Source organism: Streptomyces sp. NPDC045695 (assembly GCF_056432025.1).
Genome location: NZ_JBWKJU010000009.1, coordinates 1 through 18,935, shown reverse-complemented (window position 1 = coordinate 18,935; position 18,935 = coordinate 1). Strand labels below are relative to the sequence as shown.

The following is an 18,935-nucleotide window of genomic DNA, read 5'->3' as shown; positions in this document are numbered from 1 at the left end:
CGTGCGGCTCGAACCGGGACAGGTGGCCGTGGTCACCGGCGCCGCCAGTGGCATCGGCCTCGCGATGGCCCGCCGCTTCGCCGCCGAAGGGCTGAATGTCGTCCTCGCCGACGTGGAGGAGGGCGCCCTGCGCAAGGCCGCTGACGCACTGGACGCGGAAGGGGCCCGCGTCCTCGCCAAGACCGTCGACGTCAGCGACCGCGACTCCGTGACCGCCCTGGCCGACGCCGCCTACGAGGCCTTCGGTGCCGTCCACGTCCTGTGCAACAACGCGGGAGTCGGCTCCGGCGCCGAGGGCCGGATGTGGGAGCACGAGCCCAACGACTGGAAGTGGGCCTTCTCCGTCAACGTGTGGGGCGTCTTCCACGGCATCCAGGCCTTCGTCCCCCGCATGCTCGCGGGCGGCGGCCCCGGACACGTCGTCAACACCTCCTCCGGCGACGGCGGCATCGCCCCGCTGCCCACCGCCTCCGTGTACGCGGTCACCAAGGCGGCCGTGGTCACCATGACCGAGTCGCTCTACGCCCACCTCCGGGCCGAGGGCGCGGCCGTGGGGGCCTCCGTCCTCTTCCCCGGACCGCACATGCTGCGCACCGGGCTGTGGGAGTCGCACCGCAACCGCCCCGCCCGGTACGCGAAGGAGCGGCCGCGCAGGTCCCCGTACCGCAGCCTCGACCAGTACGAGGCGGCGATGAAGCAGGCCGGCCACCGGGTGGAGTTCACCCCGGTCGAAGAGGTCGCCGAGCACGTGGTCGACGGGATCCGCGCCGACCGCTTCTGGATGCTCCCGGCCAGCGAGCACAGCGACCGGCAGATCCGGGCCCGCTCGCAGTCGATGCTCGACCGGGCCAACCCCGCCTACCTGGAACGTTTCATCCTCGACTGACCCGACTGAGGGGCGCTCCCGTGAGTGACGCACCGTACGAAGACCCGTACCTGATCATCTCCTCCGACTGCCACGCGGGCCTGCCGACCGAGCGGTACCGGCCGTACCTGGACCGCAGGTTCCACCCCCAGTTCGACGAGTTCCTCGGCGAGCGCGACGCCCGCCGCGCGGAGGCCACCCGGCTGGGCGTCCGTAACGAGGCCTTCGCCGAGAAGTGGTTCCACGATCACGAGGAAGGCCTGAAGGGCGGCTGGGACACCGGTCGGCGGCTGAAGGAACTCGACGGCGACGGCGTGGCCGCCGAGGTCGTCTTCCCCGACGCGGACGCCGTCGACAGCCAGACCGCGGCCCCCTTCGGGGTCGGCCTCGGCCTCTCCGGCGACCAGGACCCCGAGCTGGGCATGGCGGGGGCGCAGGCGCACAACCGCTGGCTGGCGGAGTTCGTCTCCGAGCACCCCGAACGCCACTGCGGGGTCGCCCTGCTGCCCATCACCGGCGAGCCGGACAAGGTCGTCGCGGAGGTCCACCGGGCCAAGGAGTCCGGGCTGGGCGCGCTGATGATCCCCGCGATGTGGGTGGACAAGGCGCCCTACCACGACCGCCGCTACGACCCCGTCTGGGCGGCGGCGGCCGAGACGCGGATGCCGATCGTCACCCACTCCGGGTCCTCGCCGCGCCACGAGTACGGCGACCACCTCGGCATCTTCGTCTCCGAGGTCACCTGGTGGCCCTCGCGCCCGCTCTGGTTCCTGCTCTGGTCCGGGGTCTTCGAACGCCACCCGGAGCTGAAGTTCGGTATCGCCGAGTCGGGCTGCTGGTGGCTCCCGAACCAGCTGTGGTTCATGGACCGGCTCTACCTCGGCGCGCACGGCGGCAAGAAGCTCTCCCCGTTCGAGGAGCTGAAGCGCCCGCCGAGCGAGTACCTCGACCGCCAGGTGTTCATCTGCGCCACGAACACCAAGCGCCGGGAGCTGGCGCAGCGCTACGAGATCGGCGTGGAGAACATCCTGTGGGGCTCGGACTTCCCGCACCCCGAGGGCACCTGGCCGAACACGCGCAGCTGGCTGAAGAAGACCTTCCACGACGTCCCGGTCGCGGAGACCCGCCGGATGCTGGGCCTGGCGGCGGCCGAGGTCTTCGGCTTCGACACCGCGAAGCTGGCCCCCGTCGCCCGCCGGATCGGCCCCACCCCGGCCGAGCTCGGCCAGTCCCCGGACCAGGCGGCGGTGGAGGCCTCCTGGGCCCGTTCCCGCGAGGTGGGCCGCCACTGGCTCACCGGCCACGAGTTCCCGGTGCTGGGGGTGTCCTGATGGAGGACCGCTACACGGTCATCTCGGCGGACTGCCACGCGGGCGCCGACCTGCTGGACTACAAGCCGTACCTGGAGAAGCGCCACCACGAGGAGTTCGACGCCTGGGCCGCCTCGTACGTGAACCCGTACGAGGACCTCCTCGCGGACACGGCCGACCGGAACTGGAACTCCCAGCGCCGGCTCGCGGAGCTCGAAGCGGACGGCATCGTCGCCGAGGTGCTCTTCCCGAACACCATCCCGCCCTTCTTCCCGTCCGCCTCCCTGATGGCTCCGGCCCCCACGGCGGCGGAGTTCCAGCTCCGCTGGGCCGGCCTGCGGGCCCACAACCGCTGGCTGGCCGACTTCTGCGCGGACGCCCCGGGCCGGCGTGCGGGAGTGGTCCAGATCCTCCTCAACGACGTCGACGAGGCGGTGAAGGAGATCCGCCGCACCAAGGAGGCGGGCCTCACCGGCGGCATCCTGCTGCCGGGCGCCCCGCCCGGATCGGGCGTCCCCGAGCTGTACTCCGCCGCCTACGACCCCTTGTGGGCGGTGTGCGACGAGCTGGACGTCCCGGTCAACCACCACGGCGGCTCCGCCTCGCCCCCGCTGGGGGAGGAACCCGCCGCCCGCGCCGTCTTCATGGTGGAGACCACCTGGTTCTCGCACCGTGCCCTGTGGCACCTGATCTTCGGCGGGGCCTTCCGCCGCCACCCGGGTCTCAAGCTGGTCCTCACCGAGCAGGGCTCGGGCTGGATCCCCGGCGTGCTGGAGATGCTGGACTACTACCACGGCCGCCTCGTCGCCGCCTCGGCCACGGCCGAGTCCAAGTTCGGGGCGGGCCTCGCCGAGTCCATGGGCAAGGGCCCGAGCGAGGTCTGGCGGGACAACTGCTTCGTGGGAGCCAGCTTCATGCGCCCCCACGAGGTCCCGCTCCGGGAGCGGATCGGCCTCGAAAAGATCATGTGGGGCAGCGACTACCCGCACGACGAGGGCACCACGCCCTACTCCCGCGAGGGCCTGCGCATCGCCTACGCGGGGCTGCCGCGCGCGGAGGTCGCCGCGATGGTCGGCGGCAACGCGGCCCGCGTCTACGGCTTCGACCTGTCGCTGCTGGACGCCGTCGCCGCCAAGCACGGCCCGCTGGTCCGCGAGATCGCAGAGCCGCTCACCGAGATCCCGCCCGCGGCCACCAGCCCGGCCTTCGCCCGCGGCGGCTCGGTCCGCGTCTGGTGACACCCGGCCGGGCCGGTGGTGACACCCCGGCCGGGCCGGATGGCCGACCCGGCCGGTACCCACGGTAACCCCGTTGGATACCGATCGGTAACAACCTCTAGCGGCACCCCGGAACGCGCCTCTATGGTGCGGACATGCCGAACCTGCCCGATGTCGTGCTGTGGTCCATACCAGCCTTCGTGCTGCTCACCGTCATAGAGATGGTGAGCTACCGGCTCCATCCCGACGAGGACGCCGCAGGGTACGAGGCGAAGGACGCCGTCACCAGCATCGGCATGGGAATCGGCAGCATCGGCTTCGACCTGCTCTGGAAGATCCCGGTCGTCGCGATCTACACCGCGGTCTACGAGCTGACGCCGCTGCGCGTGCCCGTGCTGTGGTGGACCGTCCTGCTGATGCTGCTCGTGCAGGACTTCCTCTACTACTTCCAGCACCGCGGCCACCACGTCATCCGCATCCTCTGGGCCTGCCACGTGGTGCACCACAGCAGCCGCAAGTTCAACCTCACCACCGCCCTGCGCCAGCCGTGGACCAGCGCCACCTCCTGGCCGTTCTACCTGCCGATGGTCGCCCTCGGCGTACACCCGGCCGTGATCCCGTTCTGCTACTCGATCAACCTCGTCTACCAGTTCTGGGTCCACACCGAGCGCATCGGCAAGCTGCCGCGCCCCATCGAGTACGTCTTCAACACCCCCTCCCACCACCGCGTCCACCACGCCTCCCAGGGCGGGTACCTCGACCGCAACTTCGGCGGGATTCTGATCATCTGGGACCGGATCTTCGGCTCCTGGGTGGGCGAGGGCGAGAAGCCCGTCTTCGGTCTGACGAAGAACATCAACACCTACAACCCGCTGCGCGTGGCCACCCACGAGTACGTCGCCATCGCCCGGGACGTGCGGGCCGCCGGCTCGTGGCGCGAGCGCGCCGGGCGGGTGTTCCGCGGTCCCGGCTGGCAGCCGGCGGCCCGTCCGACCGAGGCCGCGGCGCCGGACCCGGCCCCTGCTGCGGCTCCCGCTCCGGCTCCGGCGCAGGCCCCCGCTCCCGCGCAGGCCCCCGCTCCGGCTCCCGCTCCGGCTCCCGCCCAGGAGACCAGCGCGTGAGCGGCGCCGAGTCCACCGGCCGCCGCACGCCCTCCTGGGTCACCGTGGCCGCCCCGGCCGGGCGGGCCCGCCTCGGCAGGGCCGCCCTCGTCGCCTTCGCCGTGGCCACCGCCCTCGACCTCGGCTCGCTGCTCGCCGGCTGGCACCTCGGGCACGTCATCGCCAAACCGCTGCTGATGCCCCTGCTCGTCGTCCACGTCTGCACGGCCGGACGCGGGGGCACGCGCGGCGTGCCCCGTCTGCTCGTGGCGGCCCTGCTGCTGGGCTGGGGCGGGGACCTGGCGCTGCTCTTCGACGCCGAGGCCGCCTTCCTGATCGGCATGGGCTCCTTCTCCGCCGGGCACGTCTGCTACCTCGTCCTCTTCGGCAGGAAGGCCGCGAACCCGCTGCTCGGGGGCGCCTACGCGCTGGCGCTCGTCGGGACCGTCGGGCTGCTGTGGGGCGACCTCCCCGCCGACCTGCGGATCCCCGTGGCCGGCTACAGCCTGCTGCTCACGACCATGGCCTACCGCTCCAGCGCGATGGGCCTGCGGGCCGGGGCCGGCGGGGCGCTGTTCCTGATCTCCGACATGATCATCGCCACCGGCGTCGCCGCATGGCCCCAGCCGCCCCGGCCGGACTTCTGGATCATGGCGACCTACCTGGCCGCCCAGTACCTCCTGGCCACGGGCAGCCTCGCCGCGCGGGAGGCGTACCGTGGAGAGGCCCCACAAGGGCACCACCCACGAGGGCAGCACCCACGGAGCTGACCCATCCCCCCACCCGGAGGACTGCACCACCATGCGCGCCACCGTCATCCACGCCCCTCACGACATCCGCGTGGAGGAGGTGCCCGACGCCGCCATCCAGCGCCCCGAGGACGCCGTCGTCCGCGTCCTGCGCGCCTGCATCTGCGGCAGCGACCTCTGGGCCTACCGCGGCGCGGCCGCGCGCCAGCCCGGCCAGCGCATCGGCCACGAGTTCCTCGGGATCGTCGAGGAGACCGGCTCCGCCGTGTCGGGCCTGCGCGCCGGCGACCTCGTGGTCGCCCCCTTCATGTGGTCCGACGGGACCTGTGACTACTGCGCCGAGGGCCTGTTCACCTCGTGCGAGCACGGTGGCTTCTGGGGCTCGGTCGGCCACGACGGCGGCCAGGGCGAGGCCGTACGCGTCCCGCACGCCGACGGCACCCTGGTGAAGCTGCCCGCCGCGGCGGTCAGCGACGACCACCTGCTGACGGGGCTGCTCGCGCTCTCCGACGTCATGGGCACCGGCCACCACGCGGCGCTCGGCGCGGGCGTGCGCGAGGGCTCGACGGTCGCGGTCGTCGGTGACGGCGCGGTCGGCCTGTGCGGGGTCCTCGCCGCCAAGCGCCTCGGTGCCGAGCGGATCATCGCACTGGGCCGCCACACGGCCCGTACGGACATCGCCAAGTTCTTCGGGGCCACCGATGTCGTCGCCGAGCGCGGGGAGGCCGCCGAGGCGGCCGTCCGCGAGCTCACCGGCGGCCGGGGCGCGCACGCGGTCATCGAGGCGGTCGGCACCGAGCAGTCCATGCGCACCGCCGTGAACATCACCCGCGACGGCGGCGCCGTCGGCTACGTCGGCGTCCCGCACGGCAGCGGCACCGGCCTCGACCTCGGTGTCATGTTCGACCGCAACATCACCTTGCGCGGTGGCGTGGCTCCCGTCCGGGCCTACATCCCGGAGCTGCTGGAGGACGTGCTCAGCGGCGCGATCGACCCGTCGCCCGTCTTCGACCGGACCGTGTCCCTGGACGAGGTCCCCGAGGGCTACCGCGCGATGGACGACCGCAGTGCGCTCAAGGTCATGATCACGCTCTGACTCCCGAGTCTCGATACGGGAAAGGGCCGGACGGGGTCACCCCGTCCGGCCCTCTGCCGTATCAGCCGGTTACTTGACGGCCTTGAGCGCGTCGACCACGCCGTAGCCGTAGTAGCCCGTCTGGCCCCACTTGCTCTGGCAGGTGGTGGCGTCGATCAGGGTGCCCGCGCTGTTGTAGATCTGGCTCGGGCAGCTGGCCTTGGTGGCCTGGCCCTTGAGCATCGCCTGGATCTGCGAGGGCGTGGCCGAGGGGTGGGCGCTCTTGAGCAGCGCCGCGACGCCCGCCACGTGCGGCGCGGCCATCGAGGTGCCCTGCTTGTAGCCGTAGCCCCCGCCCGGGACGGTCGACAGCACGCGGCCGTTGGCGTCCGGGGTGGCCGGGACCTGCCACTTGTCGCCGCCCGGGGCGGCGACGTCCACGACCCCGAGGCCGTAGCTGGAGTAGTACGAGCGCAGGCCCTTGTCACCGGTCGCCGAGACCGTGACGACACCCGGCAGCTGCGTGGGCAGGTCCAGGCAGACCTTGGGGTCGATGGTGCGCGGCCCCGGAGTGGTGTCGTTCGGGCTGGAGTCGTCCAGGATCGAGTCCCCGGCCAGGTCGTGGTTGGAGTTGCCGGCCGAGGCCACGTGGAGCGTGCCCTTGCGCTCGGCGTACTTGGTGGCCCGGCCGATGGCCTCCACGAGCGCCTTCTGGTCGTCGTCCGCCTTGCAGTTGTAGAGCCAGGGGTCGACGTAGTAGCTGTTGTTGGTCACCTCGATCCCCTTCTCGGCGGCGAACATGAAGCCGCAGACGACCGCCTCGGTGTAGAAGAGGCTGGTGCCGGGCTCGCTCACCTTGATCGCGGCGATCTTCACGCCGGGCGCGACACCGCTGATGCCTATGCCGTTGCGGGGGGCCGCGATGGTGCCCGCCACGTGCGTGCCGTGGTCGCTGCCGTCGGCGTACGGGCGCCAGGCGCCCTCGGTGGTGTCCGCGACGCCGCCGACGCAGTTGGCCGACTGCTCCTTGGAGAAGTTCGGGGCGAGATCGGGGTGGGTGTCGTCGACACCCGTGTCGATGATGCCGACGGTGACGTCCTGGCTGCCATCGTTGATCTTGTGAGCCTCGTCGGCCTTGATCGTCCGCAGGTCCCACTGGTTGGACTCGAGCGGCTCCTGACCCTCCTGGGCCTGCGCCGCCGCCTTGGCGGCGTCCGCCTCGCTCAGCCGCTGAGTGGCGCCCTCCTCGGTGGTCTGCACGGCCTGCATCGGGGCCGTCCGGGTGGCACCGACCGACACGAACAGGCCGCGCTGGGCACGCAGCTGCTTGGCGAAGTCCGGGTTCTGGGAATGTGCGACGACGACCCCGATCTCCTCATAGGCCGTCACCACCGTTCCACCGGCGCGCTCTATGGCCTTCTTGGCGGCCGTCACCGTGGCGTAGGAGTTCAGGTTCGCCACGTAGGACAGCTTGGGGCCAGTGGTGTCGGCCTTCGAAGCCGTCGCCGCGTCCGCCGTGTTGCCCAGCGGGGCGGCGGAGGCCGCGACCGAGGGCAGGAAGGCGAGCGAGGCGGTGAGCGCCAGGCCGACCGGAACGGCGAGGGCATGCCGGCGGCCGGATCCCAGATGAGCCATGGGTTCTCCACATCATCTTCGAGAAAGCCGTCCGTGCGCGGTCGCGTCGGACGGGTTCATGACACGCGAACCTAGCGTCGTCGTTCCCCTTTGCGCCATCAGTTCGAGAAATCAGTTTTCGAAGAATCCGGGGGTGTTGAACCGTCCCGACGCGCCGGCCGTGCCGTTGACAGGGGGGCTCGGCACCACCGTCCCCCCACACGGAGGTTGTTTTGTCCGTCGTCCCCACCGCACCCGCGTCACAAGGAGATCCCCCCGTGACCACCGAAGCAGCGCCGCCGCCGGGCGGCACGGGAACGCCACCGGCGGGCCCGACGGCCGATGATTTCGCGAGCGTCCAGCAGAGCGCCGAGTTCGCCGAACTGCGCAGCTCCTACCGCTCCTTCGCCTTCCCGCTCACCGTGGCCTTCATCGCCTGGTACCTGCTCTACGTCCTGCTGTCCAACTACGCGGGCGGCTTCATGGGGACCAAGCTCTTCGGCAACGTCAACGTCGCCCTCGTGCTCGGTCTCGCCCAGTTCGCGACGACCTTCCTCATCGCCTGGCTGTACTCGCGGCACGCCGCCACGAAGCTCGACCCCAAGGCGCAGGCCATCAAGGCGCGGATGGAGGCCGCCGAATGAGCGGCACGCTGACCGGTCTGACCGATCTGACCGGCCTCGCGGACCCGACCGGCCTCACGACGGTCGCCGCGGGCGCCTCCGAACACCGGCCGCTGATCATCACCCTGTTCGGGCTGTTCGTCGTCGCCACCCTGGTCATCACCGTCTGGGCCGGCCGCCAGACCAAGGACGCCGCCGACTTCTACGCGGGCGGGCGCCAGTTCACCGGCTTCCAGAACGGCCTCGCCATCTCCGGCGACTACATGTCCGCCGCGTCCTTCCTCGGCATCGCCGGGGCCATCGCCCTGTTCGGCTACGACGGCTTCCTCTACTCCATCGGCTTCCTGGTGGCCTGGCTGGTCGCCCTGCTGCTCGTCGCCGAGCCGCTACGCAACTCCGGCCGCTACACGATGGGCGACGTCCTCGCGTACCGGATGCGCCAGCGGCCCGTGCGTACCGCCGCCGGCACCTCCACCATCGTGGTCTCGATCTTCTACCTGCTCGCCCAGATGGCCGGCGCCGGCGTGCTCGTCTCGCTCCTCCTCGGCATCACCAGCGACGGCGGCAAGGTGGCCGTGGTCGCGCTCGTCGGCGTACTGATGATCGTCTACGTGACCATCGGTGGCATGAAGGGCACCACCTGGGTCCAGATGATCAAGGCCGTCCTGCTGATCGCGGGCGCCCTGCTGATCACCTTCCTGGTGCTGCTGAAGTTCGACTTCAACATCTCCGCCCTGCTGGGCCAGGCCGCCGAGAACAGCGGCCAGGGCACGAAGTTCCTGGAGCCCGGACTCAAGTACGGCAAGGACTCGCTGACCAAGCTGGACTTCATCTCCCTCGGCCTCGCCCTGGTCCTCGGCACCGCGGGCCTGCCGCACATCCTGATCCGCTTCTACACCGTGCCCACGGCCCAGGCTGCCCGTAAGTCCGTGAACTGGGCCATCGGCATCATCGGCGCCTTCTACCTGATGACCATCGCCCTCGGTTTCGGCGCCGCGGCCCTCCTCAAGCGGGCCGACATCCTCGCCTCCAACAAGGCCGGCAACACCGCCGCCCCGCTGCTCGCCCAGGAGATCGGCGGCGGCCCCGACTCCACCGGCGGCGCCGTCCTGCTCGCCGTGATCTCGGCGGTCGCCTTCGCCACCATCCTCGCCGTGGTCGCGGGCCTCACCCTGGCCTCCTCCTCTTCCTTCGCGCACGACCTGTACGTCAACGTCATCCGCAAGGGCAAGGCCACCGAGAAGGAGGAGATGCGCGCGGCCCGCTGGTCCACCGTCGTGATCGGCGCCGTCGCCATCGGCCTGGGGGCGCTGGCCCGCGACCTGAACGTGGCCGGGCTGGTGGCGCTCGCCTTCGCGGTGGCCGCCTCCGCCAACCTGCCGACGATCCTCTACAGCCTCTTCTGGAAGCGCTTCAGCACCCGGGGGGCCCTGTGGTCCATCTACGGCGGGCTGGTCTCGGCGGTCGGCCTGGTGCTGTTCTCCCCGGTCGTGTCCGGCAAGCCCACCTCGATGTTCAAGGACGCCGACTTCTACTGGTTCCCGCTGGAGAACCCCGGCATCATCTCCATCCCGCTCGGCTTCCTGCTGGGGTGGCTGGGGACGGTCCTGTCCAAGGAGAAGGCCGACCCGCAGAAGTTCGCCGAGCTGGAGGTCCGCTCCCTGACCGGCACGGGGGCCCACTGAGCGGGCCCACTGAGCGGGCCTGCTGAGAGGGCCCACTGAGCGGGCTCTATGAGTTCGGCCGAACACTGAACGTGGCCGCGTCGTAGGTCCCTACGACGCGGCCGTGTTACGTCTCGTTCATTCGGGCACCTCTGGCTGTCACACGGGTCGCGTAGTCTCGAAAGAGAACGCGTGAAGAAGATCCCACAGGTCGCGCGTACCTCTACATCCGGACAGGGGAGGGGGCCCACAGTGCTTCTCGACACGTACGGCCGCGTGGCCACTGACCTGCGCGTCTCGCTCACCGACCGGTGCAATCTGCGCTGTACCTACTGCATGCCCGAAGAGGGACTGCAGTGGCTCGGCAAGTCGGATCTGCTCAGCGACGACGAGATCGTCCGGCTGATCCGCATCGCCGTCACGCAGCTCGGCATCACCGAGGTCCGCTTCACCGGCGGCGAGCCGCTGCTGCGCCCCGGCCTGGTCGGGATCGTCGAGCGGTGCGCGGCCCTCGAACCGCGCCCCAAGATGTCGCTGACCACCAACGGCATCGGTCTCAAGCGCACCGCCCAGGCCCTGAAGGCCGCCGGCCTGGACCGGGTGAACGTCTCCCTGGACACCCTGCGGCCCGAGGTCTTCAAGACCCTCACCCGCCGCGACCGGCACCGGGACGTCATCGACGGGATGGCCGCCGCCCGCGACGCGGGGCTGACCCCCGTCAAGGTCAATGCCGTGCTCATGCCGGGACTCAACGACGACGAGGCCCCCGACCTCCTCGCCTGGGCCGTGGAGAACGAATACGAGCTCCGCTTCATCGAGCAGATGCCGCTCGACGCCCAGCACGGCTGGAAGCGCGACGGCATGATCACCGCCGGGGACATCCTGGAGTCCCTGCGCACCCGCTTCACCCTCACCGAGGAGGGGGCCGACGAGCGCGGCTCCGCCCCGGCCGAGCGCTGGGTGGTCGACGGCGGCCCGGCCACCGTCGGCGTCATCGCCTCGGTCACCCGCCCGTTCTGCGGCGCCTGCGACCGCACCCGGCTCACGGCCGACGGCCAGATCCGTACGTGCCTGTTCGCCACCGAGGAGTCGGACCTGCGCGCCGCCCTGCGCTCGGGCGCCCCGGACGAGGAGATCGCCCGCCTGTGGAAGGTGGCGATGTGGGGCAAGAAGGCCGGGTCCGGCCTCGACGACCCGTCCTTCCTCCAGCCCGACCGCCCGATGTCCGCCATCGGCGGCTGAACTTCCCGCTGCCGGACCGGAGTTCGCAGGAGTTCAGCGCGGGCGTTCAGCGCAGACGTTCAGCGCAGGCGTTCCGAGCCCTCCGGCTGCACCCACTCGTCGATCTTCACGACGCCCTTGAGGAAACCGCGGACCCCCAGGAACTGGGAGAGCTGTTCGCGGTGCTCCTCGCAGGCCAGCCAGGTCTTGCGCCGCTCCGGCGTGTGCAGCTTGGGGTTGTTCCACGCGAGGACCCACACGGCCGCTTCGCGGCAGCCCTTGGCGGAGCAGACGGGGGTCTCGTCGGGGCCGGAGATGTCAGAGGAAGTCACGGCCCAACCCTAGAACGGAAAGGCGACGCCGAGCAGCCACGGGGGGAGCTGCCCGGCGTCGGTCCGTCGCTCCGACGGGGGATGCGGAGCGCGTAGGCAGTATGTCACGCAGGACCCCGTCGAGTGCACCGGAACTTCATGATTGATCTGAGCTTTTCTTGAGCTTTCCGGCGTCCAGCTCCAGCCGTGCGGGAGCCGGGAGGAAGTGCGAGGGCAACGACGGCGTCGACTCGCGCCCGGCGTTGGCGATCACCACGGCCACGTAGGGCAGCAGGGCGCCGGCGACGAGGGTCACGATCGCCACGGGGCGCTGCACGTTCCACAACAGCACGGTCGCGATGACCGACAGGGTTCTGACGGCCATCGAGATCACATATCGGCGCTGGCGGCCCCGCACGTCCTCGGCGAGGCCCATCCGGGCCCCGGTGATCCTGAAGACCTCGGCCCCGTTCCGCTTCTGCCGCTTCGTCCGCTCCATGCTCCACCACCCGATCGCCCGCCGGGCAGTCCCGGCCCGGACCTCCCACGGTACGCCGCCCCCGTGCGGGCGAGGAGAGGGGGCCACCCCTGGCGGGCGCTCGGACGGAGTCATCCGACATGCGCGCTATGTCCCACGGGTCGAGACTGGGCCCACGTGCGCCGCCAGGCGCCAGGAGGAGGCTCGACATGCATTGGTTGTGGGCGATCATCGTCGGTTTCGTGCTGGGGCTGATAGCCCGGGCCATCCTGCCGGGCAAGCAGCACCAGCCCCTCTGGCTGACCACCGTGTTCGGCATCATCGGTGGTGTCCTCGGCAACGCGGTGGCCACCTGGATCGGCGTGGAGGAGACCAGGGGCATCGACTGGGTCCGGCACCTGCTCCAACTCGCCGGAGCCGTGCTCGTCGTCGGGATCGGCGACATGATCTACGTGGCCATGCGGGGCGGCAGACGCCAGCGGGTGTGAGGCGCTCCGCGTGCGAGGCGCTCCCCGTGTGAGGCGCTCCGCGCATGACGCAGGGGCCGGCCGGACGGTGCGTCCGAACCGGCCCCTGCGCCGTGTTCCGTGCCGTGACGTCAGTGACGTCCCGTGATCAGGCGCCGACGACCTCGACCGCCGCCAGGTTCTTCTTGCCCCGGCGCAGCACCAGCCAGCGACCGTGCAGGAGGTCCTCCGCGGCCGGAACCGCGTCCTCGGCGGTGACCTTCACGTTGTTCACGTAGGCACCGCCCTCCTTCACGGTCCGACGGCCCGCCGACTTGCTCGCGACCAGACCGGTCTCCGCGAGCAGGTCGACCACCGGGCCGAGCTCCGCCACCCGGGCGTGCGGCAGCTCGGACAGGGCCGCGGCCAGCGTGGCCTCGTCCAGCTCCGCCAGCTCGCCCTGGCCGAACAGCGCCTTCGACGCGGCGATCACGGCGGCGCACTGGTCGGCGCCGTGCACCAGCGTGGTCAGCTCCTCCGCCAGCGCCCGCTGGGCGGCACGCGCCTGCGGTCGCTCGGCGGTCTGCGCCTCCAGCGCCTCCAGTTCCTCTCGGGACTTGAAGGACAGGATCCGCATGTAGGTCGAGATGTCCCGGTCGTCCACGTTCAGCCAGAACTGGTAGAACGCGTACGGCGTGGTCATCTCCGGGTCGAGCCAGACGGCCCCGCTCTCGGACTTGCCGAACTTGGTGCCGTCCGCCTTGACCATCAGCGGGGTCGCCAGCGCGTGCACGACCGCGCCCGGCTCGACCCGGTGGATCAGGTCGAGCCCGGCCGTCAGGTTGCCCCACTGGTCGGAGCCGCCCTGCTGGAGCACGCAGCCGTAGCGCCGGTACAGCTCCAGGAAGTCCATGCCCTGGAGCAGCTGGTAGCTGAACTCGGTGTAGCTGATGCCCTGGTCGGATTCCAGCCGCTTGGCGACCGAGTCCTTCGTCAGCATCTTGTTGACGCGGAAGTGCTTGCCGATGTCCCGCAGGAACTCGATGGCGGACATGCCCGCCGTCCAGTCCAGGTTGTTCACCATGAGCGCCGCGTTCTCGCCCTCGAAGGACAGGAACGGCTCGATCTGGGTGCGCAGCCGGGTGACCCAGTTCGCGATGGTCTCCGGGTCGTTCAGGGTCCGCTCGGCGGTCGGCCGGGGGTCACCGATCTGCCCGGTGGCCCCGCCCACCAGCGCCAGCGGCCGGTGCCCGGCCAGCTGCAGCCGGCGCACGGTGAGCACCTGGACCAGGTGCCCCACGTGCAGCGAGGCGGCCGTCGGGTCGAAGCCGCAATAGAACGTGACCGGACCGTCCGCGAAGGCCTTGCGCAGCGCTTCTTCGTCAGTGGACTGGGCGAAGAGCCCACGCCACTTCAGTTCGTCGACGATGTCCGTCACGGTCTCTCGACTCCTTCGGATGATCGGAATTGCAACACTTCGTTGCAACGATCAGTCTAGGTGGGTCAGACGCCCTTGCTGACCGAACTCATGTTGAAGTCCGGGATGCGCAGCGCCGGCATCGCGGCCCGGGTGAACCAGTCGCTCCACTCGCGCGGCAGGGTCTTCTCGGTCCGCCCGGCCTCCGAGGCCCGCGACAGCAGGTCCACCGGGGACTCGTTGAACCGGAAGTTGTTGACCTCGCCGACGACCTGCCCGTTCTCCACCAGGTAGACGCCGTCCCGGGTCAGGCCCGTGAGCAGCAGCGTGGCCGGGTCCACCTCGCGGATGTACCACAGGCAGGTCAGCAGCAGACCCCGCTCGGTCCCCGCCACCATCTCGTCCAGCGACTTGTCGCCGCCGCCGTCCAGGATCAGGTTTCCGAAGCCGGGGGAGAGGGGCAGCCCGGTCAGCCCGGCGGTGTGCCGGGTCGTGGTCAGCCTGGCCAGCTCACCGTCCCGGATCCAGTCGGTCGCCGGGACCGGCAGGCCGTTGTCGAACACCGAGGCGTCGTCGCCGGAGCTGTGCGCGATCACGAACGGCGCGGACTCCAGGCCCGGTGCGTTCGGGTCGCTGCGCAGGGTGAGCGGCAGCTCGGACAGCTTCTCGCCGAGCCGGGTACCGCCGCCGGGCTTGGAGAAGACCGTACGGCCCTCCACCGCGTCCCGGGCCGCCGCGGACCACATCTGGTAGATCAGCAGGTCCGCCACGGACGTCGGCGGTAGCAGCGTCTCGTACCGCCCGGCGGGCAGCTCGATCCTCCGCTCCGCCCAGCCCAGGCGCACGGCGAGCTCCGCGTCCAGCGCGGTCGGGTCCACGTCCTTGAAGTCCCTGGTCGAGCGGCCCGCCCAGGCCGAGCGCTGCCGGTCGGGGGACTTGGCGTTGAGCTCCAGGGTGCCCTTGGGCTGGTCGTGGCGCAGCCGCAGCCCCGTCGAGGTGCCGACGTACGTGGAGACCAGCTCGTGGTTGGCGAAGCCGTACAGCTCCCGGCCGCCCGCGCGGGCCCGGGCGAAGGCCTCACCGAGGGCCGGGGCGAAGTCCGCGAACACCGCCGACGTGGTCTCCGCGGGGGCGTCGGTGAAGTCCGGCGAGTGGGGGGTGCCGGTGACCAGCGGCTGGGCGTCCTCCGCCGGGCCCGCCCCGCGGGCGGCCGCCTCGGCGGCCCGTACCAGCGGCTCCAGGTCGGCGGCGGTGACGGCGGAGCGCGAGACGACCCCCGAGGCCGTCCCCTCTTTGCCGTCCACCGTGGCGATGACCGTGAGGGTGCGGCCGCGGGTGACGCCGTTGGTGGTGAGCGCGTTGCCCGCCCAGCGCAGATTGGCGGTCGACTCCTCGTCGGCGATGACGACACAGCCGTCGGCGGTGGACAGCTCCAGCGCCTGCTCGACGATCTCGTGGGGCTTGGTGGTGCGCATCGACGAGCTCATCGCCCGGCCTCCTGCGTGGTGTTCAGGATGTTCACATCGCGAAACAGCGCGGACGGGCAGCCGTGCGAGACCGCCGCGACCTGGCCCGGCTGGGCCTTGCCGCAGTTGAAGGCGCCGCCCAGGACGTAGGTCTGCGGGCCGCCGACCTTCTCCATCGAGCCCCAGAACTCCGTCGTGGTGGCCTGGTAGGCGACGTCGCGCAGCTGCCCCGCCAGCCTGCCGTTCTCGATGCGGAAGAACCGCTGGCCGGTGAACTGGAAGTTGTAGCGCTGCATGTCGATCGACCAGGAGCGGTCGCCGACCACGTAGATCCCGCGCTCCACACCGCCGATCAGGTCCTCGGTGGACAGCCCGCCCGGGTCCGGCTGGAGCGAGACGTTCGCCATCCGCTGGACGGGCACGTGCGCCGGGGAGTCGGCGAACGCGCAGCCGTTGGAGCGGCCGAGGCCGGTCAGCCTCGCGATCCGCCGGTCCAGCTGGTAGCCGACCAGGGTGCCGTCCTTGACCAGGTCCCAGCTCTGCGCCTCGACGCCCTCGTCGTCGAAGCCGACCGTGGCCAGCCCGTGCTCGGCGGTGCGGTCACCCGTCACGTTCATGATCGGCGAGCCGTACTTGAGCTTGCCCAGCTGGTCGAAGGTGGCGAAGGAGGTCCCCGCGTACGCCGCCTCGTAGCCCAGGGCCCGGTCGAGCTCGGTGGCGTGGCCGATGGACTCGTGGATGGTGAGCCACAGGTTGGACGGGTCGACGACCAGGTCGTAGCGCCCGGCCTGCACGCTCGGCGCCCGCATCTTCTCGGCGAGCAGCCCCGGGATCTGCTCCAGTTCGGAGTCCCAGTCCCAGCCGGTGCCGGTCAGGTACTCCCAGCCGCGGCCCGCGGGCGGTGCGATGGTGCGCATCGAGTCGAACTCGCCGGTGGTGGCGTTCACGGCCACCGCGGTGAGCTGCGGGTGGATCCGGACCCGCTGCTGCGTGGTCACGGTGCCCGCGGTGTCGGCGTAGAACTTGTTCTCGTGGACGGCGAGCAGCGAGGCGTCCACGTGCGCGACCCCGTCGGCCGCCAGCAGCCGCGAGCTCCAGTCGGCGAGCAGCGCCGCCTTCTCCGCGTCCGGCACCTCGAAGGGGTTCACGTCGTAGGCGGAGATCCAGGTCTTCTCCGCGTGCACCGGCTCCTCGGCGAGCTCCACGCGCTCGTCGGAACCGGCGGCCCTGATCACCTGGGCGGACAGCTTCGCCATGGCCACGGCCTGCGAGGCCACCTTCGCGGCGGCGTCCATGGTCAGGTCCACACCGGAGGCGAACCCCCAGCTGCCCCCGTGCACCACCCGGACCGCGTATCCGAGGTCGGTGGTGTCGGACCCTCCTGAGGGCTTGGCGTCCCGCAGGCGCCAGGAGGCGCTGCGGATCCGCTCCAGCCGGAAGTCGGCATGCTCGGCGCCCAGCGCGCGAGCCCGGGCGAGCGCCGCGTCGGCGAGCGCCCGCAGGGGCAGCGCGGTGAAGGCCGCGTCGATGGTATGGGGCACGGAAGTCCTCCCGGGGTCGGGGCCGGTCGCCCCGATCATGTCGCGATCGGGGCGCTTGTGCCTACATCTTTCTGTAGGGACTCGACAGAGCCCGCAGCGAGGCCCTGTCGGGGACCGATTCTCCGAACGGGCGATGCGACCGATAGGTTTTTGCTATTCAGACCGCTACTCGAAAGGGTGATCCGTTGAGCCGCTCGGTTCTCGTCACCGGAGGAAACCGGGGCATCGGCCTCGCCATCGCCCGAGCTTTCGCAGAGGCCGGCGACAAGGTCGCGATCACGTACCGCTCGGGTGAGCCGCCGCAGGCGCTCACCTCGCTCGGCGTCCTGGCGGTGCGGTGCGACATCACCGACTCCGAGCAGGTGGAGCAGGCCTACAAGCAGATCGAGGACGCGCACGGCGCGGTCGAGGTGCTGGTGGCCAACGCCGGCATCACCAAGGACACGCTGCTGATGCGGATGTCCGAGGAGGACTTCTCGTCGGTCGTCGACACCAACCTCACCGGCACCTTCCGGGTGGTCAAGCGCGCGAACCGCGGCATGCTCCGCGCCAAGAAGGGCCGCGTCGTCCTGATCTCCTCGGTGGTCGGACTCCTCGGCTCGGCGGGGCAGGCCAACTACGCCGCCTCCAAGGCCGCGCTGGTCGGCTTCGCCCGCTCGCTCGCCCGCGAGCTGGGCTCCCGCAACATCACCTTCAACGTCGTGGCCCCCGGTTTCGTGGACACCGACATGACGAAGGTGCTCACCGACGAGCAGCGTGCCGGCATCGTCGGCCAGGTGCCGCTCGGCCGTTACGCGCAGCCCGAGGAGATCGCGGCCGCCGTCAGCTTCCTGGCGTCCGACAACGCCGCGTACATCACCGGAGCCGTCATTCCCGTTGACGGCGGATTGGGCATGGGTCACTGATCACCATGAGCGGAATCCTTGAGGGCAAGCGCATCCTCGTCACCGGAGTGCTGATGGAGTCCTCCATCGCGTTCCACACCGCCAAGCTGGCCCAGGAGCAGGGCGCCGAGGTCATCCTCACCGCCTGGCCGCGCCCGTCGCTGACCGAGCGCATCGCCAAGAAGCTGCCCAAGCCGGTCAAGGTGATCGAGCTCGACGTCACCAACCAGGAGCACCTGGACCGCCTGGAGGGCCTCGTCCGCGACGAGCTCGGCGGCCTGGACGGGGTCGTGCACTCCATCGGCTTCGCGCCGCAGGACGCGCTCGGCGGCAACTTCCTGAACACCCCGTTCGAGTCGGTCGCCACCGCCATGCACGTTTCGGCGTTCTCGCTGAAGTCGCTGACGATGGCCTGCAAGCCGCTGTTCCCGCAGGAGGGCGCGGCCGTCGTCGGCCTCACCTTCGACGCGCAGTTCGCCTGGCCGCAGTACGACTGGATGGGCCCGGCCAAGGCCGCTCTGGAGGCCACCAGCCGTTACCTCGCCCGTGACCTGGGCAAGGAGAACATCCGCTGCAACCTGATCTCGGCCGGTCCGATCGGTTCCATGGCCGCGAAGTCCATCCCGGGCTTCGGCGAGCTGGCCGAGGTCTGGAACTCCCGCTCGATGCTGGACTGGGACATGAGCGACCCGGAGCCGACCGGCAAGGGCGTCGTCGCCCTGCTGTCGGACTGGTTCCCGAAGACCACCGGCGAGATCATCCACGTCGACGGCGGTCTGCACGCGATGGGTGCCTGACCCCAGGTCAGACCAGCGGTTCCGTACGGCGGCGGGGGGGGGGGGGGGGGGGGGGGGGGGGGGGGGGGGGGGGGGGGGGGGGGGGGGGGGGGGGGGGGAGGGGGGGGGGGGGGGGGGGGGGGGGAGGGGGGGGGGGGGGGGGGGGGGGGGAGAGGGG

The 18,935-nt window shown here is 71.1% G+C and carries 18 protein-coding genes; 12 read left to right on the top strand and 6 right to left on the bottom strand.

The features are described from left to right. The first annotated feature begins 1 nt into the window (after position 1). From AC07DU_RS17580 to AC07DU_RS17555, 6 genes are all read left to right on the top strand, one after another. Complete coding sequence (locus AC07DU_RS17580) at positions 2 to 886, top strand: SDR family NAD(P)-dependent oxidoreductase (protein ID WP_479112168.1); 885 nt, start codon at positions 2 to 4, stop codon at positions 884 to 886. 20 nt (positions 887 to 906) lie between these two features. Then, positions 907 to 2,196 (top strand): amidohydrolase family protein, encoded by a 1,290-nt coding sequence (locus AC07DU_RS17575; protein ID WP_479033037.1) that lies wholly within the window; start codon positions 907 to 909, stop codon positions 2,194 to 2,196. Then, positions 2,196 to 3,413: an amidohydrolase family protein gene (locus AC07DU_RS17570; protein WP_360899569.1), complete on the top strand. Its 1,218-nt coding sequence runs from the start codon at positions 2,196 to 2,198 to the stop codon at positions 3,411 to 3,413. The genes AC07DU_RS17575 and AC07DU_RS17570 overlap by 1 nt, the downstream gene beginning before the upstream one ends. A gap of 134 nt (positions 3,414 to 3,547) precedes the next feature. Next, a complete protein-coding gene (locus AC07DU_RS17565; protein ID WP_479112166.1) occupies positions 3,548 to 4,513 on the top strand; it encodes a sterol desaturase family protein in 966 nt (321 codons plus the stop codon). Positions 4,514 to 4,557: 44 nt separating this feature from the next. After that, positions 4,558 to 5,262: a lysoplasmalogenase gene (locus tag AC07DU_RS17560; RefSeq protein WP_479033135.1), complete on the top strand. Its 705-nt coding sequence runs from the start codon at positions 4,558 to 4,560 to the stop codon at positions 5,260 to 5,262. Between the two features lie 31 nt (positions 5,263 to 5,293). After that, positions 5,294 to 6,337, top strand: a complete 1,044-nt coding sequence (locus AC07DU_RS17555) for a zinc-dependent alcohol dehydrogenase family protein (protein WP_479033041.1) — start codon at positions 5,294 to 5,296, stop codon at positions 6,335 to 6,337. Positions 6,338 to 6,406: 69 nt separating this feature from the next. Here AC07DU_RS17555 and AC07DU_RS17550 read toward each other — a convergent pair whose 3' ends face one another. Continuing rightward, complete coding sequence (locus tag AC07DU_RS17550; protein ID WP_360899557.1) at positions 6,407 to 7,951, bottom strand: S8 family serine peptidase; 1,545 nt, start codon at positions 7,949 to 7,951, stop codon at positions 6,407 to 6,409. Positions 7,952 to 8,208: 257 nt separating this feature from the next. Here AC07DU_RS17550 and AC07DU_RS17545 point away from each other — a divergent pair, with 257 nt between their 5' ends. The 3 genes from AC07DU_RS17545 to moaA all read left to right on the top strand — a co-directional run bounded on the left by AC07DU_RS17545 (position 8,209) and on the right by moaA (position 11,459). After that, positions 8,209 to 8,574, top strand: coding sequence for a DUF485 domain-containing protein (locus AC07DU_RS17545; protein ID WP_360899554.1), 366 nt, complete (start codon positions 8,209 to 8,211; stop codon positions 8,572 to 8,574). Next, entirely contained in the window at positions 8,571 to 10,238 is a 1,668-nt protein-coding gene (locus AC07DU_RS17540) for a solute symporter family protein (protein WP_360899547.1), read from the top strand. The genes AC07DU_RS17545 and AC07DU_RS17540 overlap by 4 nt, the downstream gene beginning before the upstream one ends. Positions 10,239 to 10,469: 231 nt before the next feature. Continuing rightward, positions 10,470 to 11,459 (top strand): GTP 3',8-cyclase MoaA, encoded by a 990-nt coding sequence (gene moaA / locus AC07DU_RS17535; RefSeq protein WP_366868996.1) that lies wholly within the window; start codon positions 10,470 to 10,472, stop codon positions 11,457 to 11,459. 59 nt (positions 11,460 to 11,518) lie between these two features. Here the strand turns inward: moaA and AC07DU_RS17530 are convergent, their stop codons facing one another. Together AC07DU_RS17530 and AC07DU_RS17525 are read right to left on the bottom strand one after the other, a co-directional pair. Further along, positions 11,519 to 11,755, bottom strand: a complete 237-nt coding sequence (locus tag AC07DU_RS17530; protein ID WP_479112399.1) for a hypothetical protein — start codon at positions 11,753 to 11,755, stop codon at positions 11,519 to 11,521. A gap of 151 nt (positions 11,756 to 11,906) precedes the next feature. Beyond that, the gene (locus AC07DU_RS17525; protein ID WP_360899538.1) at positions 11,907 to 12,248 is read right to left on the bottom strand and encodes a DUF3099 domain-containing protein; all 342 of its coding nucleotides are present in this window, start codon (positions 12,246 to 12,248) and stop codon (positions 11,907 to 11,909) included. A 188-nt stretch (positions 12,249 to 12,436) separates the two neighbouring features. Here AC07DU_RS17525 and AC07DU_RS17520 point away from each other — a divergent pair, with 188 nt between their 5' ends. Further along, positions 12,437 to 12,715, top strand: coding sequence for a GlsB/YeaQ/YmgE family stress response membrane protein (locus AC07DU_RS17520; protein ID WP_360899535.1), 279 nt, complete (start codon positions 12,437 to 12,439; stop codon positions 12,713 to 12,715). A gap of 127 nt (positions 12,716 to 12,842) precedes the next feature. Here AC07DU_RS17520 and tyrS read toward each other — a convergent pair whose 3' ends face one another. From tyrS to AC07DU_RS17505, 3 genes are all read right to left on the bottom strand, one after another. Next, a complete protein-coding gene (tyrS, locus tag AC07DU_RS17515) occupies positions 12,843 to 14,111 on the bottom strand; it encodes a tyrosine--tRNA ligase (RefSeq protein ID WP_360899532.1) in 1,269 nt (422 codons plus the stop codon). 65 nt (positions 14,112 to 14,176) lie between these two features. Then, the gene (locus AC07DU_RS17510) at positions 14,177 to 15,577 is read right to left on the bottom strand and encodes a metallopeptidase TldD-related protein (RefSeq protein ID WP_479112163.1); all 1,401 of its coding nucleotides are present in this window, start codon (positions 15,575 to 15,577) and stop codon (positions 14,177 to 14,179) included. Beyond that, positions 15,574 to 17,136, bottom strand: coding sequence for a TldD/PmbA family protein (locus AC07DU_RS17505; RefSeq protein WP_479112161.1), 1,563 nt, complete (start codon positions 17,134 to 17,136; stop codon positions 15,574 to 15,576). Before AC07DU_RS17505 ends, AC07DU_RS17510 begins: the two co-directional genes overlap by 4 nt. A gap of 146 nt (positions 17,137 to 17,282) precedes the next feature. Here AC07DU_RS17505 and fabG point away from each other — a divergent pair, with 146 nt between their 5' ends. Both fabG and fabI read left to right on the top strand, forming a co-directional pair. Further along, positions 17,283 to 18,002 carry a 3-oxoacyl-[acyl-carrier-protein] reductase gene (gene fabG / locus AC07DU_RS17500; RefSeq protein ID WP_360899523.1) on the top strand — a complete coding sequence of 240 codons (720 nt, stop codon included), beginning with the start codon at positions 17,283 to 17,285 and terminating at the stop codon, positions 18,000 to 18,002. A gap of 5 nt (positions 18,003 to 18,007) precedes the next feature. Next, positions 18,008 to 18,778: an enoyl-ACP reductase FabI gene (fabI, locus tag AC07DU_RS17495; RefSeq protein ID WP_360899520.1), complete on the top strand. Its 771-nt coding sequence runs from the start codon at positions 18,008 to 18,010 to the stop codon at positions 18,776 to 18,778. Positions 18,779 to 18,935: the final 157 nt, after the last annotated feature.